We start from the raw sequence: 16966 nt of genomic DNA, 5'->3' as shown, positions 1-16966 counted from the left end.
TCTTTCATAGATTAGTTCCGTGTTAGCCAGCCTTGTTCCAGTCATGTTGATAGGAGGATTCGAGAATGAATATCCATGAATATCAAGGAAAACAAGTACTGAAGCAATATGGAGTAGCTGTTCCGAACGGCAAGGTAGCGTTTACGGTAGAAGAAGCAGTTGAAGCTGCACAATCTTTGGGCAGTCCCGTAACCGTTGTCAAAGCACAGATTCACGCAGGCGGTCGGGGTAAAGCCGGCGGCGTTAAAGTGGCGAAGAACCTGGATGAGGTTCGTGCTTATGCTGAAGAAATTCTGGGCAAGGTGTTGGTGACTCACCAAACAGGTCCGGAAGGCAAGGAAGTCAAGCGTCTCCTCATTGAAGAGGGCTGCGATATTCGCAAAGAGTATTATATCGGTGTGGTCGTTGACCGTGCTACCGGTCGTGTCGTTTTGATGGCGTCCGAAGAAGGCGGTACCGAGATTGAAGAAGTTGCAGCAGCAACTCCTGAGAAGATTTTTAAAGAGGTTGTAGATCCAGCGATCGGACTTCAAACATTCCAAGCGCGGAAATTAGCGTATTCCATTAATATTCCGAATGAACTGGTAGGTAAAGCCGTTCAGTTCATGCTGGCCTTGTATAAGGCATTTGTAGAGAAGGATTGCTCTATCGCTGAAATCAATCCGCTAGTCGTAACTGGTGACGGAAACGTCATGGCTCTCGATGCCAAACTCAATTTCGATTCCAATGCGTTGTTCCGTCATAAAGACATCCTTGAGCTGCGCGACCTGGACGAAGAAGATGAGAAGGAAATCGAAGCATCCAAATACGATTTGAGTTACATAGCTCTCGATGGCAACATCGGCTGTATGGTTAACGGCGCAGGTCTTGCCATGGCTACGATGGACATCATCAAGTATTATGGCGGCGACCCTGCTAACTTCCTTGATGTTGGGGGCGGTGCAACAACGGAGAAGGTAACGGAAGCCTTCAAGATTATTTTGTCCGATCCTCAAGTAAAAGGAATTTTTGTCAACATTTTCGGCGGTATTATGCGTTGCGACGTTATCGCTACCGGTGTTGTCGAAGCTGCAAAACAGCTGGGCTTAACTCGTCCGCTTGTTGTACGCTTGGAAGGAACGAACGTAGACCTCGGCAAGCAGATTCTGGCTGAGTCCGGTCTTAATATCGTACCTGCTGATTCCATGGCCGACGGAGCACAGAAGATCGTCTCCCTCGTTCAGTAATATTTCATTCCTGAAGGGGCATGGCACGATGGGCTCTTTAGCCCTGCCGTGCGGTTGCTTTCATTTTCAAATAACAATAGGGGATGTGAATCAATCGTGAGTATTTTGATCGATAAAAATACAAAAGTTATCACGCAAGGGATTACAGGTAAAACAGCCCTTTTCCATGCAAAAGGGGCCCTGGATTACGGTACACAGATGGTCGGGGGAACTTCACCCGGCAAAGGTGGAACCGAAGTTGAAATTACGCTTGAGAACGGCGAAACCGTCAAATTGCCGGTTTACAACACCGTTGAGGAAGCCAAAGCCAAAACAGGCGCAACCGCTAGCGTAATTTATGTGCCTCCGGCTTTTGCAGCCGATTCCATTCTGGAAGCTGTTGATGCCGAGATGGATCTGGTTATTTGTATTACGGAAGGCATTCCGGTGCTGGATATGGTAAAAGTATCCCGCTATATGGAAGGCAAGAAAACTCGTCTGATCGGTCCTAACTGTCCTGGTGTCATTACACCGGGTGAATGCAAAATCGGCATCATGCCTGGCTACATCCATACGCCAGGACACGTCGGCGTTGTATCGCGCAGTGGTACCCTGACATATGAAGCCGTTCATCAGCTGACAGCTCGCGGCATCGGACAATCCTCCGCCGTAGGGATTGGCGGCGACCCGGTTAAAGGGACGGAGTTTATCGATGTATTGAGACTCTTTAATGAAGATCCTAACACCAAAGCGGTTATTATGATCGGTGAGATCGGCGGTACCGCAGAGGAAGAAGCGGCTGAATGGATCAAAGCGAACATGACTAAACCAGTGGTAGGCTTCATTGGCGGCGCGACGGCGCCTCCAGGAAAACGTATGGGCCACGCAGGCGCGATTATTTCTGGCGGCAAAGGAACAGCCAAGGAGAAAATCTCTGTACTTGAAGCTTGCGGTATCAAGGTAGCTCCTACACCTGCTGAAATGGGCTCAACCCTGGTTAGCGTGCTTGAGGAGAAAGGTCTTTTGGAGTCTTGCACGACTCACTAGAACTAGATTCTTATGCAATCCTAGGCTAAGCCTATGGTTATAATTTAAGGTAAGCAACCTTTTATTTCCTGAATAGGAAATGAAGGGTTGCTTTTTTGCTTTTGATTTTATATTTTAAGGAGGTCCCGTTTATGAAGCTGGATAGCTTACTGCTCATCGCATTGCATGAAAGCGAAGGTATCGGATGGAAGACCATTAATCGAATCATATTGAACGGTGAACTGCATCAGGGGCTGCTGTCATATGATGCAAATGATTGGAGAGCCTGTGGTTTATCTGTCGAAAAAGCGAATAAACTGGCCAAAGATTTTTCTTCCGTTGTCGAAAGAAAGCAGATTGATCTTTCGAGTGCGGATGATGTCGGGTTTGGACAACATGAAGCCGGGGTATGGAATTTGACAAACCGTTCAAAAATACGTACTATAACAGCCCTCGATGATATCTACCCGGACATGTTAAAATCTTCACCACAGGCACCCTGGGTATTGTATTGCATAGGCGATCCTCATCTGCTGTCGAGGCCGGGGATTGCGATGGTAGGTACAAGAATGCCTACTGCATATGGGCGCAAGATTGCAACGATGCTATCCGAGGAGTTGGCAGGGGCAGGGTTCATGGTTGTCAGCGGCATGGCCAGAGGCATTGATAGCGTAGTCCATGATACGGCTTTGCGAAGCGGGGGACCGACAGTAGCGGTTCTCGGAGCCGGCATTGACGTGATATATCCACCGGAGAACCGATCGCTGTATGAAGAAATCGCGGCAAAGGGACTTATCATTTCCGAATACCCGCCTGGCACCAAGGTGCTCCCGGGATTCTTCCCGCAGCGAAACCGGATTATTGCGGGACTCACGCTAGGTACCGTGGTGGTAGAGGCGGATGCCCGCAGCGGATCGTTGATTACGGCGGATTTAGCCCTGGAGGCAGGAAGGGACGTGTTCTCCGTTCCGGGACCTCTCACTTCACCCAAGAGTAGAGGGACCTTGGATTTGATCAAGCAAGGGGCCAAGATGGTCACGCAAGCTAGTGATATAATAGAAGAATATGATTCCTGGTTGCCAAAAGTGGCTTCGGATACATACAATAAGGAGCGGCGGGCCCCTCGTCAGGAGTATCCGGATGAACTAGCCGGGTTGACAAATGACGAACGACAAATATACCATATGCTCGAACAGGGTCCCGGGTCGCTGGATGAGATGATCGAGCGCACCCGGTGGGATTTTGGACATTTGCATTCAGTTCTGTTATCTTTAATCATAAAAAAGCAGATTACCCAATTACCCGGTGCTATATATAAGATCATTTAATGGGAAAGTTTGAATGTTGGAGAGGAGGATGAACCTGTGGCGGATTCACTCGTCATCGTAGAGTCGCCTGCTAAGGCGAAAACGATTGGCAAATATCTCGGCAGCAAGTATATCGTGAAGGCTTCGATGGGTCATGTTCGCGATTTGCCGAAGAGCCAGATCGGGGTTGAAGTGGAAAACGACTTCAATCCGAAATACATTACGATCCGCGGAAAAGGTTCTGTCTTAAAGGAACTTAAGGATGCTAGCAAAAAGGTGAAAAAAGTGTACCTCGCAGCTGACCCCGATCGCGAAGGGGAAGCCATTGCATGGCATCTTGCGCATGCATTGGAGCTGGATGATACTCAAAGCCTGCGGGTTGTATTTAATGAAATAACGAAAACGGCCGTGAAGGACGCCTTCAAGACGCCGCGCAAAATTAACATGGATTTGGTTAACGCGCAGCAGGCAAGACGTATCCTCGACCGTTTGGTTGGTTATAAGATCAGCCCTATTCTATGGAAGAAAGTAAAAAAGGGACTCTCTGCCGGCCGCGTTCAATCCGTAGCCGTCAAAATCATTCTCGACCGTGAGAATGAGATAAGCGCTTTCGTTCCGGAAGAATATTGGACCATTACGGCTAAGCTGGCCATTAAAGGATCCGCATTCGAAGCCAAATTCACCCAGCTTAACGGCGCGAAGAAGGAGCTGACCAATGAACAGGAAGTCAATGAAATTCTCGAAGCGATTCGGGATGCTTCCTTCCAAGTCGGCGAAGTAAAAGAACGCGAACGTCAGCGCCACCCGTCTCCACCGTTTACGACGAGTTCCTTGCAGCAGGAAGCTGCACGTAAACTTGGTTTCCGGGCTGCCAAGACCATGTCCGTTGCCCAGCAGTTATACGAGGGCGTCGAGCTTGGCAAGGAAGGCACCGTCGGTTTGATTACCTATATGCGTACGGATTCCACGCGCATTTCAGGCACGGCTCAAGAAGAAGCGAAAGAATACATCACCGAGAAGTATGGTGATCCGTTCGTTCCGGAGAGCCCGAGACAATACTCGAAAAAAGCGGCCAACGCTCAGGACGCGCATGAAGCGATTCGACCTACATCGGTGCTGCGGGATCCTGAATCCGTGAAGTCGTTCATGAGTCGTGATCAGCTTCGCCTGTATAAACTGGTTTGGGAGCGATTTGTGGCGAGTCAGATGTCATCTGCTGTGCTGGATACGCTTTCTGTGGATATTACCGCGGGCAAGACCGTTTTCCGCGCAACGGGTTCGAAGGTTCGTTTCCCTGGTTTCATGAAGGTCTACGTTGAAGGCAACGACGACGGGACGACAGAGGAAGATAAATACCTGCCAGAGCTTCATAGTGGCGACATTCTGGAGAAGCAGGATATTGAGCCGAAACAGCACTTCACTCAGCCGCCTCCGCGTTATACAGAAGCACGTCTTGTCCGAACGCTGGAGGAGCTTGGTATAGGGCGTCCTAGTACGTATGCCCCGACGCTGGAAACGATCCAGAAGAGAGGCTACGTTGCCATCGAAGAGAAAAAATTCATGCCAACCGAGCTCGGTGAACTTGTCATCGAACAGATGGAGCAGTTCTTCCCGGAAATTCTCAATGTGGAGTTTACGGCGAACATGGAAGAAGACCTCGACCATGTGGAGGAGGGCTCCGAAGATTGGGTCAAAGTATTGGCAGAGTTCTATGAATCCTTTGAAAAGCGGCTTGAAGTAGCAGAGGAAGAAATGAAGGAAATCGAAATCGAAGATGAGGTTTCCGATGAGATCTGCGAAAAATGCGGTAAGCCATTGGTGTATAAGCTGGGCAGGTTTGGTAAGTTTCTTGCATGCTCAGGCTTCCCGGATTGCCGGAATACCAAGCCGATCGTGAAAGATATCGGCGTGGCGTGCCCGAAATGCAAGGAAGGTCATGTCGTGGAACGCCGGAGCAAGAAGGGGCGCGTCTTCTTTGGGTGTGATCGTTATCCCGAATGTGATTTTGTATCATGGGATAAACCGTCAACGAAGCCATGTCCGAATTGCAGTAGTTTGATGGTAGAGAAGAAAAGCAAGCAAGGCATCAAGCTTCAATGTACTTCTTGTGATTATTCCGAAATGGTCGAGGAACAGGACGATGCAGCAGATTTGTAAGGCATACAGGGGGGAATGACTTTGACAGATTCACAGAGGGTTACGGTTATCGGTGCAGGGCTTGCAGGCAGTGAAGCTGCTTGGCAGATCGCTAGCCGCGGCGTACCCGTTACATTATATGAGATGCGGCCGGTCGTGAAGACGCCGGCTCATCATACGGACAAGTTCGCTGAGCTTGTATGCAGTAATTCGCTTCGCGCGAACGGTTTAACCAACGCAGTCGGGGTATTGAAGGAAGAAATGCGGATGCTGAACTCGCTTGTCATCGGTTCGGCAGACCGCAATTCCGTCCCGGCTGGCGGCGCATTGGCTGTTGACCGTGACGGTTTTTCGGGAGAAATTACGGAAACCCTGCATCAGCATCCTTTAATTGAGGTTGTAAATGAAGAAATTCAGCATATACCTGAAGAAGGCATCGTTGTTATTGCCACAGGGCCTCTGACTTCGCCCGCATTGTCATCACAGATTCGTGAGCTGATGGGTGAGGACTATTTCTATTTTTACGATGCGGCTGCTCCGATCGTGGAAAAGGATTCCATCGATATGAGCAAGGTCTATCTGGCATCCCGTTACGATAAAGGCGAAGCGGCATATCTGAATTGTCCCATGACGGAAGAGGAGTTTGACGCTTTCTATGACGCTCTTATCAATGCCGAAGTCGCTCAATTGAAAGAGTTTGAGAAGGAGATTTATTTCGAAGGCTGTATGCCGATCGAGATTATGATGAAGCGTGGTAAACAAACGGCCTTGTTTGGCCCCATGAAACCTGTTGGATTGGTGAACCCGCATACAGGCAAGCTGCCACACGCTGTGGTGCAGCTCCGTCAGGATAATGCGGCAGGTACTCTCTACAACCTTGTCGGTTTCCAGACTCATTTGAAGTGGGGCGAACAGAAGCGGATCATTTCCATGATTCCGGGACTCGAGAACGCCGAAATTGTGCGTTACGGCGTTATGCACCGCAATACGTTTGTTAATTCGCCTAGACTGCTGGAACAAACCTATCAGGTGAAAACACGGCCTAATCTGTATCTGGCGGGACAAATGACAGGTGTTGAAGGATATGTTGAATCGGCGGCATCCGGATTGATTGCTGGAATCAATGCAGCAAGAGCAGCTCAGGGGCAGGAGGGGATTGTATTCCCTCAGGAATCAACCATCGGAAGTATGGCCTACTACATCACCCATGCAGATCCCGATAACTTCCAGCCGATGAATGCGAACTTCGGTCTTCTTCCGAGTCTCGAGAAGCGCATTCGCAACAAAAAGGAAAAAAACGAAGCGCTTGCGAGCCGAGCTCTTGACGGAGTACGAATATTTATTAATGCTAACGAACTAAATACAATCTAATCTTATTTTCTTAGGGAGGTCTTGCCATCATGGAAATGACTTTTCACGCCACGACGATTTGCGCAGTACGGCATAATGGCACAGCAGCTATTGCCGGCGATGGCCAAGTTACATTTGGTGAAAGTGTAGTCATGAAGCAGACCGCCAAGAAAGTGCGCCGTCTTTACCGGGGACAAGTTGTCGCCGGTTTTGCCGGTTCTGTGGCGGATGCAATTACGTTATTTGAGAAATTCGAAGGCAAGCTGGAAGAGCACCATGGAAACCTGCAGCGTGCCGCTGTTGAGCTCGCGAAGGACTGGCGTCAAGACCGTGTGCTTCGCAAACTTGAGGCTTTGATGATTGTTATGGATAAAACAGGAATGCTCCTGATTTCAGGCGGCGGCGAAATCATCGAGCCCGATGATGATGTGCTGGCCATAGGGTCAGGCGGCAATTTTGCCTTGTCGGCAGGTCGGGCGCTTAAGCGACATGCCGGACATATGGAAGCAAAGGATATAGCCAGAGAGGCGCTTCAGATCGCTTCTGAGGTGTGTGTCTATACCAACAGCAACATTATTGTCGAAGAGCTGTAAGGATGCCATACAGTAACATATAGCCATATCAGGGGTGGAGGTATTCGCGATGAGTAAAGAATCGATGACGCCAAGACAGATTGTATCCGAGCTGGATAAATACATCGTAGGGCAGAAGGACGCTAAAAAATCGGTCGCTGTAGCCCTTCGGAACCGCTATCGCCGGAGTTTGCTTACAGATGACGAGCGGGATGAAATCGTACCGAAGAACATTCTGATGATCGGTCCTACCGGCGTCGGCAAAACGGAGATTGCAAGAAGGCTTGCCAAGCTGGTCCATGCACCGTTCGTCAAGGTCGAGGCGACAAAGTTTACCGAGGTTGGTTATGTTGGGCGTGATGTGGAATCCATGGTACGTGATCTTGTGGAAACCGCGATCCGGATGGTGAAGCTGGAACGTACCGAGAAGGTAAAGGACAAAGCCGAGGAAATGGCGAACGAGCGGATCGTTCAGCTGTTGGCACCTTCAACCAAAGGACAGAAAAGTCAGCGCAATCCCTTTGAGATGCTGTTTGGCGGTGCCAATAACGATACCCAGGCCGAAGATGAGGATGCGGACGATAAGGACGTTAGTCTCAAAGAGAAACGGAGACAAGTTCGTTTTAACCTGCTGTCCGGCAAGCTTGAAGATGAAACGATTGAGATTGATGTCGAGGATGCTGCTCCGAACATGTTTGATATGTTTGCGGGGCAGGGCAATGATCAGATGGGGATGAACATGCAGGAAATGTTCGGTAATCTGATGCCAAAGCGCACAAAGCGCCGCAAGCTGTCCGTCAAGGAAGCCAGGAAAGTGCTGACGCAAGAGGAAGCTGGCAAGCTTATCGATATGGATGATGTCATTCAGGAGTCTATTCGTCGGGCAGAGCAATCCGGTATTATCTTTATCGACGAGATCGACAAGGTTGCCAGCCAGGGCCGTCAATCAGGTCCAGATGTGTCCAGAGAAGGTGTGCAGCGCGATATTTTGCCTATCGTGGAAGGCTCCACGATTATGACGAAATACGGGCCGGTAAAAACGGACTTTGTCCTCTTTATCGCTGCCGGTGCTTTTCATATTGCGAAGCCATCGGATTTGATACCCGAGCTTCAGGGGCGTTTTCCGATTCGGGTGGAGCTCAGCAGCTTGTCACTCGACGATTTTGTATCCATTTTGACCGAGCCGAAAAATGCACTAACCAAGCAATACGTCAATCTGCTGCGTACTGAAGATCTTGAGGTTGAGTTTTCCCCAGAAGCAATACGGGAGATCGCCCAAATCGCGGCTTCGGTTAACCAGAACACGGAGAATATAGGCGCGCGGAGGCTTCATACGATATTGGAGAAGCTCCTCGAAGACCTGTCATTTGAAGCGCCTGAGTTGACGCTGGACCGCATGGTGATCACGCCGCAGTATGTCCGGGAGAAACTTGCCGGCATCGCCCAGGACCGGGATCTGAGCCAGTATATTCTGTAGTTGCATGCATATAGGTCTATCTTCCGGGTATGCGAAAGGAAATAATTGTCGATATTCATCATGACCCTACTAGCAAGTTGTCGAAGCGCTTTCGCATGTTGGAAGGGATCGGGACGGATTTCGTAATTTTTTGTGAATTTTATGGGTCGTAGCAGGACCTACCCTTCGGGAAAAATCGCTTAAATTTTACAGATTTAGTGGTACGATTTGCAATAATATAGAAAAAAACCGGATAAAAATGAACACAAAGCCCTTCTTTTTGGTAAAAGATAGGGCTTTTTTCTTATTGTAAAAAGTCCCAAACTTTAAGAAACTTAGTTTATGTGACATCATGTTGTCTTTTTCTACTTAAGACCTAGGTTAGTTCATACGGATTATATGATTTGTCGAAAAAAGAGGATTTAGCTAGGAAGAGTGGAATACCTTTCTGCAAAGTCCAGTCAGGAGGAATGAGCTAGTGAACCTGTTGAATAATAGTTCTTTTCAACGGCTTCAAAGCGGGTTGGATGCAGCAAATCTCAGAAACAATGTGATTGCAAACAACATCGCCAACGTGGATACTCCTCATTTTAAGAGATCCGAGGTATCCTTTGAGAGTCTTCTGAAAAAAGAAATGGATGGGGCCCAATTGTCACTTCAGGGCAGAAGAACAGATCCCAGGCATTTTGTCATTGGTCCAACCGGGGGGATTCCTGATGCTTCGGTCATGAAGGATGGCAGCAGCTCCATGAATAACAACCAGAATAATGTCGATGCAGACAGAGAAATGTCGCTGCTTGCAGAGAATCAGCTCCGTTATAATTCATACATACAAGCTGTAAATGAGCAGATTCGAATGATGCGTACAGCTATTGAAGGGAGATAGGGTTCATGAATATTAGCAATAGTTTCGGTATTAATGCATCAGCTCTAACAGCACAACGGCTTCGAATGGATGTCATCTCCTCCAACATAGCCAATGCAGAAACTACACGCGCACGAATCGAGAATGGCCAAGCCGTTCCGTATCGCCGAAAAACAGTTGTGTTCCAGCCGCAGCAGGAATCGTTTGAAGGGCTTCTTAGAGCACAGATGGATGGACAGAATGTGGGACAAGGGGTAAAGGTTGCCCAGGTACGGGAAGATCAAACCCCGCTGAAACAGGTATATAACCCTACACATCCTGATGCGAATGCGGCAGGCTATGTCTTTATGCCTAACGTGGACATTACGAAGGAAATGGTGGATATGCTAGCAGCTACACGTTCTTACGAAGCTAACGTTACTGCGATAAATGCTTCGAAAGCGATGATTATGAAGGCATTGGAGATCGGTAGATAACAAGTGAAAATACATAAGCCCATATTGTAGGAGGAGAGAAAGAGATGATTCAAAATGCAATGTTCAGTGTTCAGGGCGTACAGCCGCTTCAACTGCAGGAGCAAGTGAAAAATGGAGCGACTCCTTCCGAATCGATTCGCGATTTTGGCTCTTACCTGAATGAAGCACTGAACTCTGTGGCAGCACAGGAACAAAATGCTCATGTCATGAGCGATAAATTAATGATTGGACAAGTAAACGTAGATCAGGCGATGATATCCGCCCAACAGGCTCTGTTGAGCATTCAGCTCACAACACAGGTCCGAAACAAAGTGGTAGAAGCCTATCAAGAGATCATGCGCACGCAAATCTAAATGTTTCTAGCAAAGTTTCGGATGGGGTGACAATGTGAACGAGAGAATTACCCAATATAGGGAGAGAATGACCCAGTATTGGAACCAATTCAGCAACAAACAAAAAATAATGTTAATCGCTACAATAGCATTTGTTTTGATTGCTCTAATCGTACTAACGATGCAGTTCTCTAAGACGAAGTACGAAGTAGCATTCCGGGATCTAAATTCCAGCGATGCCGCAGGAATCATCAGCCACCTGGAGACTCAAGGAATTTCCTACAAGCTGAGCGAGGATGGCAGAAGCATCCTGGTTCCGAGTACGAGCGCAGCTAAAGTCCAGATTGATGTAGGGTCTCAAGGACTTGTACAGAATGGTACGATCGGATTCGAAACCTTCGAGAAGAACGCATCGGCCATCGGGATGACAGATAACGAATTCGAAGTGAAATATGTAAATGCACTGAATGGCGAAGTAGAACGACTGCTTGAGAAAATGCAGGGCGTCCAAGATGCAACGGTATTATTAAATCTGCCAAAAGAAAGTGTATTTGCCAAGAACGGAAACGAAGATCAAGCCAGCGCTTCCGTAGTTGTGCAATTCAAACCGGGCTATCGTCCTAATCAAGAAGTCATTGACGGGTACTACAACCTGGTGAAGACAGCCATTCCAAACTTGCCGGTTGAGAACATTACAATCACCAATGACGAAGTCGAGCTGCTCGCAACAGCTAAAGGCGGTCAAGGTGGAAGAAAACTTCGCGCTTCAGAAAAAATTCGAAAGCGATGTTAGGCAAAATGTTCAGCAGTTTCTCTCGCAATACATGGGATCGAATAAAGTTAATGTTCTGGTTGCCTCGAAACTGAACTTTGATCAGGTGCAGAGCAAAGAAAACATCGTAACCCCTGTTGATGAAGAAGAAATGAAGGGGATTGAGCTCAGTGTTCAGGAGATCCAGAAGAACTATTCGGGAACCAGTAGTCCAACCGGCGGAGTGGCCGGTGTAGGCGAAGAAGCTGTTCCGGGATATCCTAGCGATTCTGGAAGTGGAGAAACGAACTCGGAAGAGCTCTCCAAAACCGTTAACTATGAAGTTAACCGGATTACGAAGGATATCATAGCAAGTCCATATACTGTTAAAGATTTAACCATTAATGTCTCGGTTGAACCACCTGCCGGACAACAAACTTTGGATGATGCAACAAGAACGGCAATACAGAACATTCTGGTTAATATTGTACGAGCGTCGCTCTCGGATACAGACTCTACTTATACAGACGCTGATTTGTCCAAAAAAGTTTCAGTTATTTCACAGGTATTTAATGTAAATGCGGATGAAAATCCGAAAACCGTTCTTTCAAAACCTGTATTATGGGGGATTGGTATCGCTGCGTTAGCGTTAATTGCTGGAGGAACCTATTTCATCATCCGCAGACGCAGACAGCAGCAGGAAGAATTTGAAGACGACATTCAGCTTCCGCCAGTTACGGAATTCCCATCGATTAATCTCGAAAGTATAACCAATGAAAGCCAGGTTCGTAAGCAGCTCGAAACCTTGGCGAAGAAGAAGCCAGATGAATTCGTGAATTTACTTCGCACATGGCTAGCTGAGGAATAGAGGTGGAAGCATTGGCTAAGGGAAATAACCAAATGTTAAGCGGACGTCAAAAAGCGGCTATACTGCTCATTACACTTGGCCCGGAAGTGTCCGCTCAAATATTTAAGCATCTTCGAGATGAAGAGATTGAACAATTAACGCTGGAGATTGCGAATGTTCGCAAAGTCGACAGTGATGAGAAAGATAGCATTATTCAGGAATTCCATCAAATTTGTCTAGCCCAGGAATACATCTCGCAAGGCGGTATTAATTACGCTAAAGAGATTTTGGAGAAGGCACTTGGACAGCAAAAAGCGATGGAAGTGATCAACAGACTGACAGCAACGCTTCAAGTAAGACCGTTTGATTTTGCCCGCAAAGCGGACCCAAGCCAAATCCTGAACTTTATACAGAACGAAAATGCACAGACCATTGCACTCGTCTTGTCCTATCTTCAATACGAGCAGGCATCCGCGATCCTATCTTCGCTTCCGCAAGAGAAGCAGGCCGAAGTAGCGCGTAGGGTTGCAGTCATGGACAGTACTTCACCAGAAGTCATTGCTCAGGTGGAACGCGTGCTGGAACAGAAGCTGTCGGCGACGGTTACGCAGGATTACACCAGTGCGGGTGGCATTGAATCCATCGTTCAAATTTTGAACGGCGTTGACCGAGGAACGGAACGAACAATCCTCGACTCCCTGGAAATCCAGGATCCTGAGCTCGCAGAAGAAATCAAGAAGCGGATGTTCGTATTCGAAGATATCGTCAACGTGGACAACCGTTCGATACAGCGTATTATCCGCGATGTCGAGAACGCCGATTTACAACTTGCACTCAAGGTGGCAAGCGAAGAAGTACGGGATGTCATTTTCCGCAACATGTCCAAGCGTATGGCCGAAACCTTCCGCGAAGAAATGGAATACATGGGACCGGTGCGGCTGCGTGATGTAGAGGAAGCTCAGACGCGGATTGTAAGCACGATCCGAAGACTCGAAGAAGCGGGCGAGGTCATTATTGCTCGCGGCGGAGGAGATGACATCATTGTCTAACTTGATCAAATCGTCCCACTATAAACCGATGGATGTGTTGAAAGAGTTGGATCTTGCTCGTCGTTACGCGTCACCAACCCAGGAAACGGTCGAGGAGTATACTCCCCCGACTGCCGAGCCGGCTGTTGTACTGACACTGGCTGAAGCTGAACGCTTAAAGCATGAGATGCTGAAGGATGCTCAAGAGTTTGCCGAAAGGCAAATCCGTGAGGCTTCGGAAGAGGCGGAGCGGCTGTTGAGTGAAGCGCAGCAGCAGATTGAAGCGTGGTGGAGCGAAAGAAGGCTTCAGGACGAGGATTTGTCTGAGACGCTGAAAATGGAAGGATTTAACCAAGGATACGCCGAGGGCTCAGCCAAGGCAGAACTTGAGATGAAGGAACTGATGGAGCAAGCGACTTTACAAGCGAGTGAATTGCTTCAGCTCGCCCATCAAGCTAAGGATGATTTAATTCAGGAAGCGGAGCCGTTCTTGGTGGAGCTCAGCTGCAGCATAGCGGAAAAAGTACTGGATCGTCAGCTTGCGATTGAACCTGATTTCACGCTGGAGTTGATTCGAAAGAACCTGGCACGCAAGCGGGAAAAAGGAGTCATCTCCCTTTGCGTAGCTCCTGAGCAATTCGAATTTGTATACGCGGCACGGGAAGAGCTCGGATTATCGATCGATTCTCAGGCAGAACTTCAAATTTTGCCGGATTCCACGGTTAAAGATCGCGGGTGCGTGATCAGGTCTTCCTTCGGAAGCGTGGATGCCCGCATCGATACACAGCTAGCCGAGATCAAAAAAGAACTCGTGCGGTTCGCTCTTGATGATGAGGAACGGAGAAATCAAGATGAAGAAGCTGAATAGTGCGCGTTATATGGATTATCTGAAACATCTGGACCCCGTTCGCATCAACGGCAAAGTTACGCAGGTTATCGGGCTGATGGTGGAGTCCGAAGGTCCGGATGCAAGCATCGGCGATGTTTGTTACATCTATCCCACGAAGCAATCCAAGCCGCTCAAAGCGGAGGTTGTGGGTTTTAGAGACAACAAAGTGTTGCTGATGCCTCTCGGCGAGCTTCACTCTATTGGTCCCGGCTGTGATGTAGTCGGTACCGGCAAACCCCTGAGCGTGCAGGTAGGTTCGGAACTGCTGGGCAAAGTGCTCGACGGATTGGGACAACCACTGGACGGATCTATCATTCCGGCGCGTATGCCGCATTATTCAACCCATAATGTCCCCCAGAACCCGCTCAATAGGCCGAGGGTTCAGGAGCCGATCAGCATCGGCGTCCGCGCGATTGACGGATTGTTATCTATCGGCAAAGGCCAACGGGTCGGCATATTCGCCGGATCCGGGGTCGGGAAGAGTACCTTGATGGGAATGATCGCCCGAAATACTTCTGCCGATGTCAATGTCATTGCCTTGATCGGGGAACGTGGACGCGAGGTGCTGGACTTCATTGAACGGGACTTGGGTCCCGAAGGGTTAAAGCGGTCCGTCGTGATTGTAGCGACCTCGGATCAACCGGCACTCATCCGTATTAAGGGGGCCTTGATCGCTACAACGATCGCTGAATATTTCCGGGATCGCGGCCTGAATGTGATGCTGATGATGGATTCCGTTACCCGCTATGCGATGGCGCAGCGTGAAGTAGGCCTTGCTGTAGGAGAACCGCCGGCCATGCGTGGTTATACTCCGTCTGTTTTTGCAAGTCTGCCGAAGCTTCTGGAACGCGCAGGCACAGGGCCAACGGGCTCGATTACCGCTTTTTACACGGTGCTGGTAGACGGTGATGACATGAACGAACCGATCGCGGATGCGGTCAGGGGGATCCTCGATGGTCATATCGTTTTAAACCGGAATATAGCGAACAAAGGGCATTTCCCGGCTATCGATGTGCTGGCTAGCATTAGCCGAGTCATGAAAGATATTTCGCCGGAGGAACAAATCGATGCTTCCGAGAACGTAAAGCGGCTGATGGCGATATACAAAGACTCGGAGGATTTGATCAATATTGGGGCATATCAACAGGGCTCGAATGCTGATATCGATGAATCGATTGAATATATCAGCCAAATATGGGATTTCACGAAGCAAAAAGTGAATGAGAAGACAACATTGAATGAGGTTCAGGAACGTTTGATTTCCGAGTTTTCAAGGAGATGACTTTGAAGAATGAAATTTCATTATGCATTCCAGAAAATCGTAGACCTGAAAAGCAACGAGAAAACGCAAGCCGAATGGATGCTGTCAAGTGCCATCGGGAAGCTGCAGGCAGAAGAGAAAAGTCTGAATGAGCTGTATGAGATGCGGGATCAAATGTATCGTGCTCAGCAGGAGGTGGCATCGCGATGCGTGCCGGTTGCTGAGATCCGAAACATTCAGGTATATGCAGAGTACTTGGAAGAATGCATTGAGCGGAAACGGGATGACATACGAATCGCTCATGTCAATGTAACGAAGAAACAAAAGGCATTGTCTGATAAGATGCTTGACGAAAAAGTGTGGTTAAAGGCAAGAGATAAATCCCAAGAAAAGTTCCGGCATGAAAGTCTCCTTCGGGAACAAAACGAGCTGGACGAAATGGCGACGGTACGTTTTGCGATCAAAGCCCGATAAGGTTTGCAAACACCGAAGGGTTATGACCGCGAAGGAGGAATGAGAGTGGCACGAAAAGACATGCCGCTTGATAAGGAAGAATCAGGCGGAGGATTTGAACGGATACTGTTGATTTTGGTACCTGCTATATTCACGATTGTTCTGCTCGGGGCGCTTGCCGTATTTTTTAGAGCCGATGTTCGGGATGGACTAATCGATGTAGCTAATAAAATTCCGGTTATCAAGAACTGGGTCCCGGATCCGGTGCTGACCCCGGAAGAGCAGAAACTCAAAGAAGCGAAGCAGCAGGAAGAAAGCGCGGAAGCAACGATTGTTGAACTCAAGAAGCAGCTTGCCGAACGCGAAGAAACATTAAATGAAGTATCAGAGCAAAAGGCAGCACAGGAAAACAAGGTGAAAGAGCTGGAAACCCAGATTGATTCGATGCAGAGCACACCGACAAGCGGTGAGACAGAAGAGGAAGACGCGTATACCAAGCAGATTCGTGAACTGTCCAAGCTCTACGCCGACATGAGTCCAAGCAAAGCCGCACCGATTATGCAAAACCTTACGCAGGAAGAAATGGTGCTTATGCTTAGCCAGATGAAGAGCAGCAACCGGGTTGCCATTCTGCAGAAAATGGATCCGAAAACGGCAGCGGATGCAACCATGATGCTTAAAGATGCTGAGACTTCTGAAGATTTGGCCATCGCGGCTTTGCAATCCAGACTCAAGAAGAACGAAACGGAGGCAGCGCAGAAGAAGTCATCCGACAATCTGGATAAAAACCAGTTGAATCAGACCTTTGCCGGAATGACACCCGCCAACGCTGCCGAACTGCTGATGCAAACGTACAAGATCAGTCCCGCTAAGACCATGACCATTTTAAATACAGTGGATGATGCTACTCGTTCACGGATTTTAAATGCGATGTCCTCGAAAGATGCGGAGCTGGCAGCAAAGATATTGAATCGCCTGATGGGCTCTAAATAAGCTCTGAAATGAATCTCCA

General features: G+C 48.5%; 15 protein-coding genes and 1 pseudogene. All 16 read left to right on the top strand.

All coding sequences use genetic code 11. The features are described 5' to 3' along the window. Positions 1-65 precede the first annotated feature (65 nt). The 16 genes and pseudogenes from sucC to NYE54_RS22165 all read left to right on the top strand — a co-directional run bounded on the left by sucC (position 66) and on the right by NYE54_RS22165 (position 16947). Positions 66-1226: an ADP-forming succinate--CoA ligase subunit beta gene (gene sucC / locus NYE54_RS22240; protein ID WP_006211339.1), complete on the top strand. Its 1161-nt coding sequence runs from the start codon at positions 66-68 to the stop codon at positions 1224-1226. Between the two features lie 96 nt (positions 1227-1322). After that, entirely contained in the window at positions 1323-2252 is a 930-nt protein-coding gene (sucD, locus tag NYE54_RS22235; RefSeq protein WP_071220478.1) for a succinate--CoA ligase subunit alpha, read from the top strand. Positions 2253-2383: 131 nt separating this feature from the next. Beyond that, positions 2384-3559 carry a DNA-processing protein DprA gene (gene dprA, locus NYE54_RS22230; protein WP_339266243.1) on the top strand — a complete coding sequence of 392 codons (1176 nt, stop codon included), beginning with the start codon at positions 2384-2386 and terminating at the stop codon, positions 3557-3559. A gap of 36 nt (positions 3560-3595) precedes the next feature. After that, positions 3596-5695, top strand: coding sequence for a type I DNA topoisomerase (gene topA / locus NYE54_RS22225; protein ID WP_339266241.1), 2100 nt, complete (start codon positions 3596-3598; stop codon positions 5693-5695). Positions 5696-5716: 21 nt separating this feature from the next. Further along, the gene (trmFO, locus tag NYE54_RS22220; RefSeq protein WP_076324999.1) at positions 5717-7045 is read left to right on the top strand and encodes an FADH(2)-oxidizing methylenetetrahydrofolate--tRNA-(uracil(54)-C(5))-methyltransferase TrmFO; all 1329 of its coding nucleotides are present in this window, start codon (positions 5717-5719) and stop codon (positions 7043-7045) included. Positions 7046-7074: 29 nt separating this feature from the next. Beyond that, positions 7075-7617, top strand: a complete 543-nt coding sequence (gene hslV, locus NYE54_RS22215; protein ID WP_006211334.1) for an ATP-dependent protease subunit HslV — start codon at positions 7075-7077, stop codon at positions 7615-7617. 49 nt (positions 7618-7666) lie between these two features. After that, positions 7667-9073 (top strand): ATP-dependent protease ATPase subunit HslU, encoded by a 1407-nt coding sequence (gene hslU, locus NYE54_RS22210; RefSeq protein ID WP_076324998.1) that lies wholly within the window; start codon positions 7667-7669, stop codon positions 9071-9073. A gap of 457 nt (positions 9074-9530) precedes the next feature. Then, a complete protein-coding gene (gene flgB / locus NYE54_RS22205; protein WP_076324997.1) occupies positions 9531-9938 on the top strand; it encodes a flagellar basal body rod protein FlgB in 408 nt (135 codons plus the stop codon). Between the two features lie 5 nt (positions 9939-9943). Then, positions 9944-10393, top strand: coding sequence for a flagellar basal body rod protein FlgC (flgC, locus tag NYE54_RS22200; protein ID WP_339266238.1), 450 nt, complete (start codon positions 9944-9946; stop codon positions 10391-10393). A 44-nt stretch (positions 10394-10437) separates the two neighbouring features. Next, positions 10438-10746, top strand: a complete 309-nt coding sequence (fliE, locus tag NYE54_RS22195; protein ID WP_076324995.1) for a flagellar hook-basal body complex protein FliE — start codon at positions 10438-10440, stop codon at positions 10744-10746. Positions 10747-10780: 34 nt separating this feature from the next. Continuing rightward, positions 10781-12344: pseudogene (gene fliF / locus NYE54_RS22190) on the top strand (flagellar basal-body MS-ring/collar protein FliF). Positions 12345-12355: 11 nt separating this feature from the next. Next, a complete protein-coding gene (fliG, locus tag NYE54_RS22185) occupies positions 12356-13372 on the top strand; it encodes a flagellar motor switch protein FliG (RefSeq protein ID WP_071220479.1) in 1017 nt (338 codons plus the stop codon). Continuing rightward, entirely contained in the window at positions 13365-14219 is an 855-nt protein-coding gene (locus tag NYE54_RS22180) for a FliH/SctL family protein (RefSeq protein ID WP_339266236.1), read from the top strand. The genes fliG and NYE54_RS22180 overlap by 8 nt, the downstream gene beginning before the upstream one ends. Next, positions 14203-15522 carry a flagellar protein export ATPase FliI gene (fliI, locus tag NYE54_RS22175; RefSeq protein WP_339266234.1) on the top strand — a complete coding sequence of 440 codons (1320 nt, stop codon included), beginning with the start codon at positions 14203-14205 and terminating at the stop codon, positions 15520-15522. The genes NYE54_RS22180 and fliI overlap by 17 nt, the downstream gene beginning before the upstream one ends. 9 nt (positions 15523-15531) lie before the next feature. Beyond that, positions 15532-15975: a flagellar export protein FliJ gene (fliJ, locus tag NYE54_RS22170; RefSeq protein ID WP_339266232.1), complete on the top strand. Its 444-nt coding sequence runs from the start codon at positions 15532-15534 to the stop codon at positions 15973-15975. Positions 15976-16014: 39 nt separating this feature from the next. After that, positions 16015-16947 (top strand): kinesin, encoded by a 933-nt coding sequence (locus NYE54_RS22165; protein WP_339266230.1) that lies wholly within the window; start codon positions 16015-16017, stop codon positions 16945-16947. Positions 16948-16966: the final 19 nt, after the last annotated feature.

This window comes from Paenibacillus sp. FSL K6-1330 (genome assembly GCF_037976825.1).
GTDB lineage: Bacteria > Bacillota > Bacilli > Paenibacillales > Paenibacillaceae > Paenibacillus_AQ.
This window is presented reverse-complemented; position numbering and strand designations above follow the sequence as displayed.

Coding starts and splice junctions, on each gene's coding strand:
- sucC (WP_006211339.1), top strand. CDS start 66: ATGAATATCCATGAATATCAAGGAAAACAAGTACTGAAGCAATATGGA.
- dprA (WP_339266243.1), top strand. CDS start 2,384: ATGAAGCTGGATAGCTTACTGCTCATCGCATTGCATGAAAGCGAAGGT.
- hslV (WP_006211334.1), top strand. CDS start 7,075: ATGGAAATGACTTTTCACGCCACGACGATTTGCGCAGTACGGCATAAT.
- hslU (WP_076324998.1), top strand. CDS start 7,667: ATGAGTAAAGAATCGATGACGCCAAGACAGATTGTATCCGAGCTGGAT.
- flgC (WP_339266238.1), top strand. CDS start 9,944: ATGAATATTAGCAATAGTTTCGGTATTAATGCATCAGCTCTAACAGCA.
- fliE (WP_076324995.1), top strand. CDS start 10,438: ATGATTCAAAATGCAATGTTCAGTGTTCAGGGCGTACAGCCGCTTCAA.
- fliI (WP_339266234.1), top strand. CDS start 14,203: ATGAAGAAGCTGAATAGTGCGCGTTATATGGATTATCTGAAACATCTG.
- fliJ (WP_339266232.1), top strand. CDS start 15,532: ATGAAATTTCATTATGCATTCCAGAAAATCGTAGACCTGAAAAGCAAC.
- NYE54_RS22165 (WP_339266230.1), top strand. CDS start 16,015: ATGAGAGTGGCACGAAAAGACATGCCGCTTGATAAGGAAGAATCAGGC.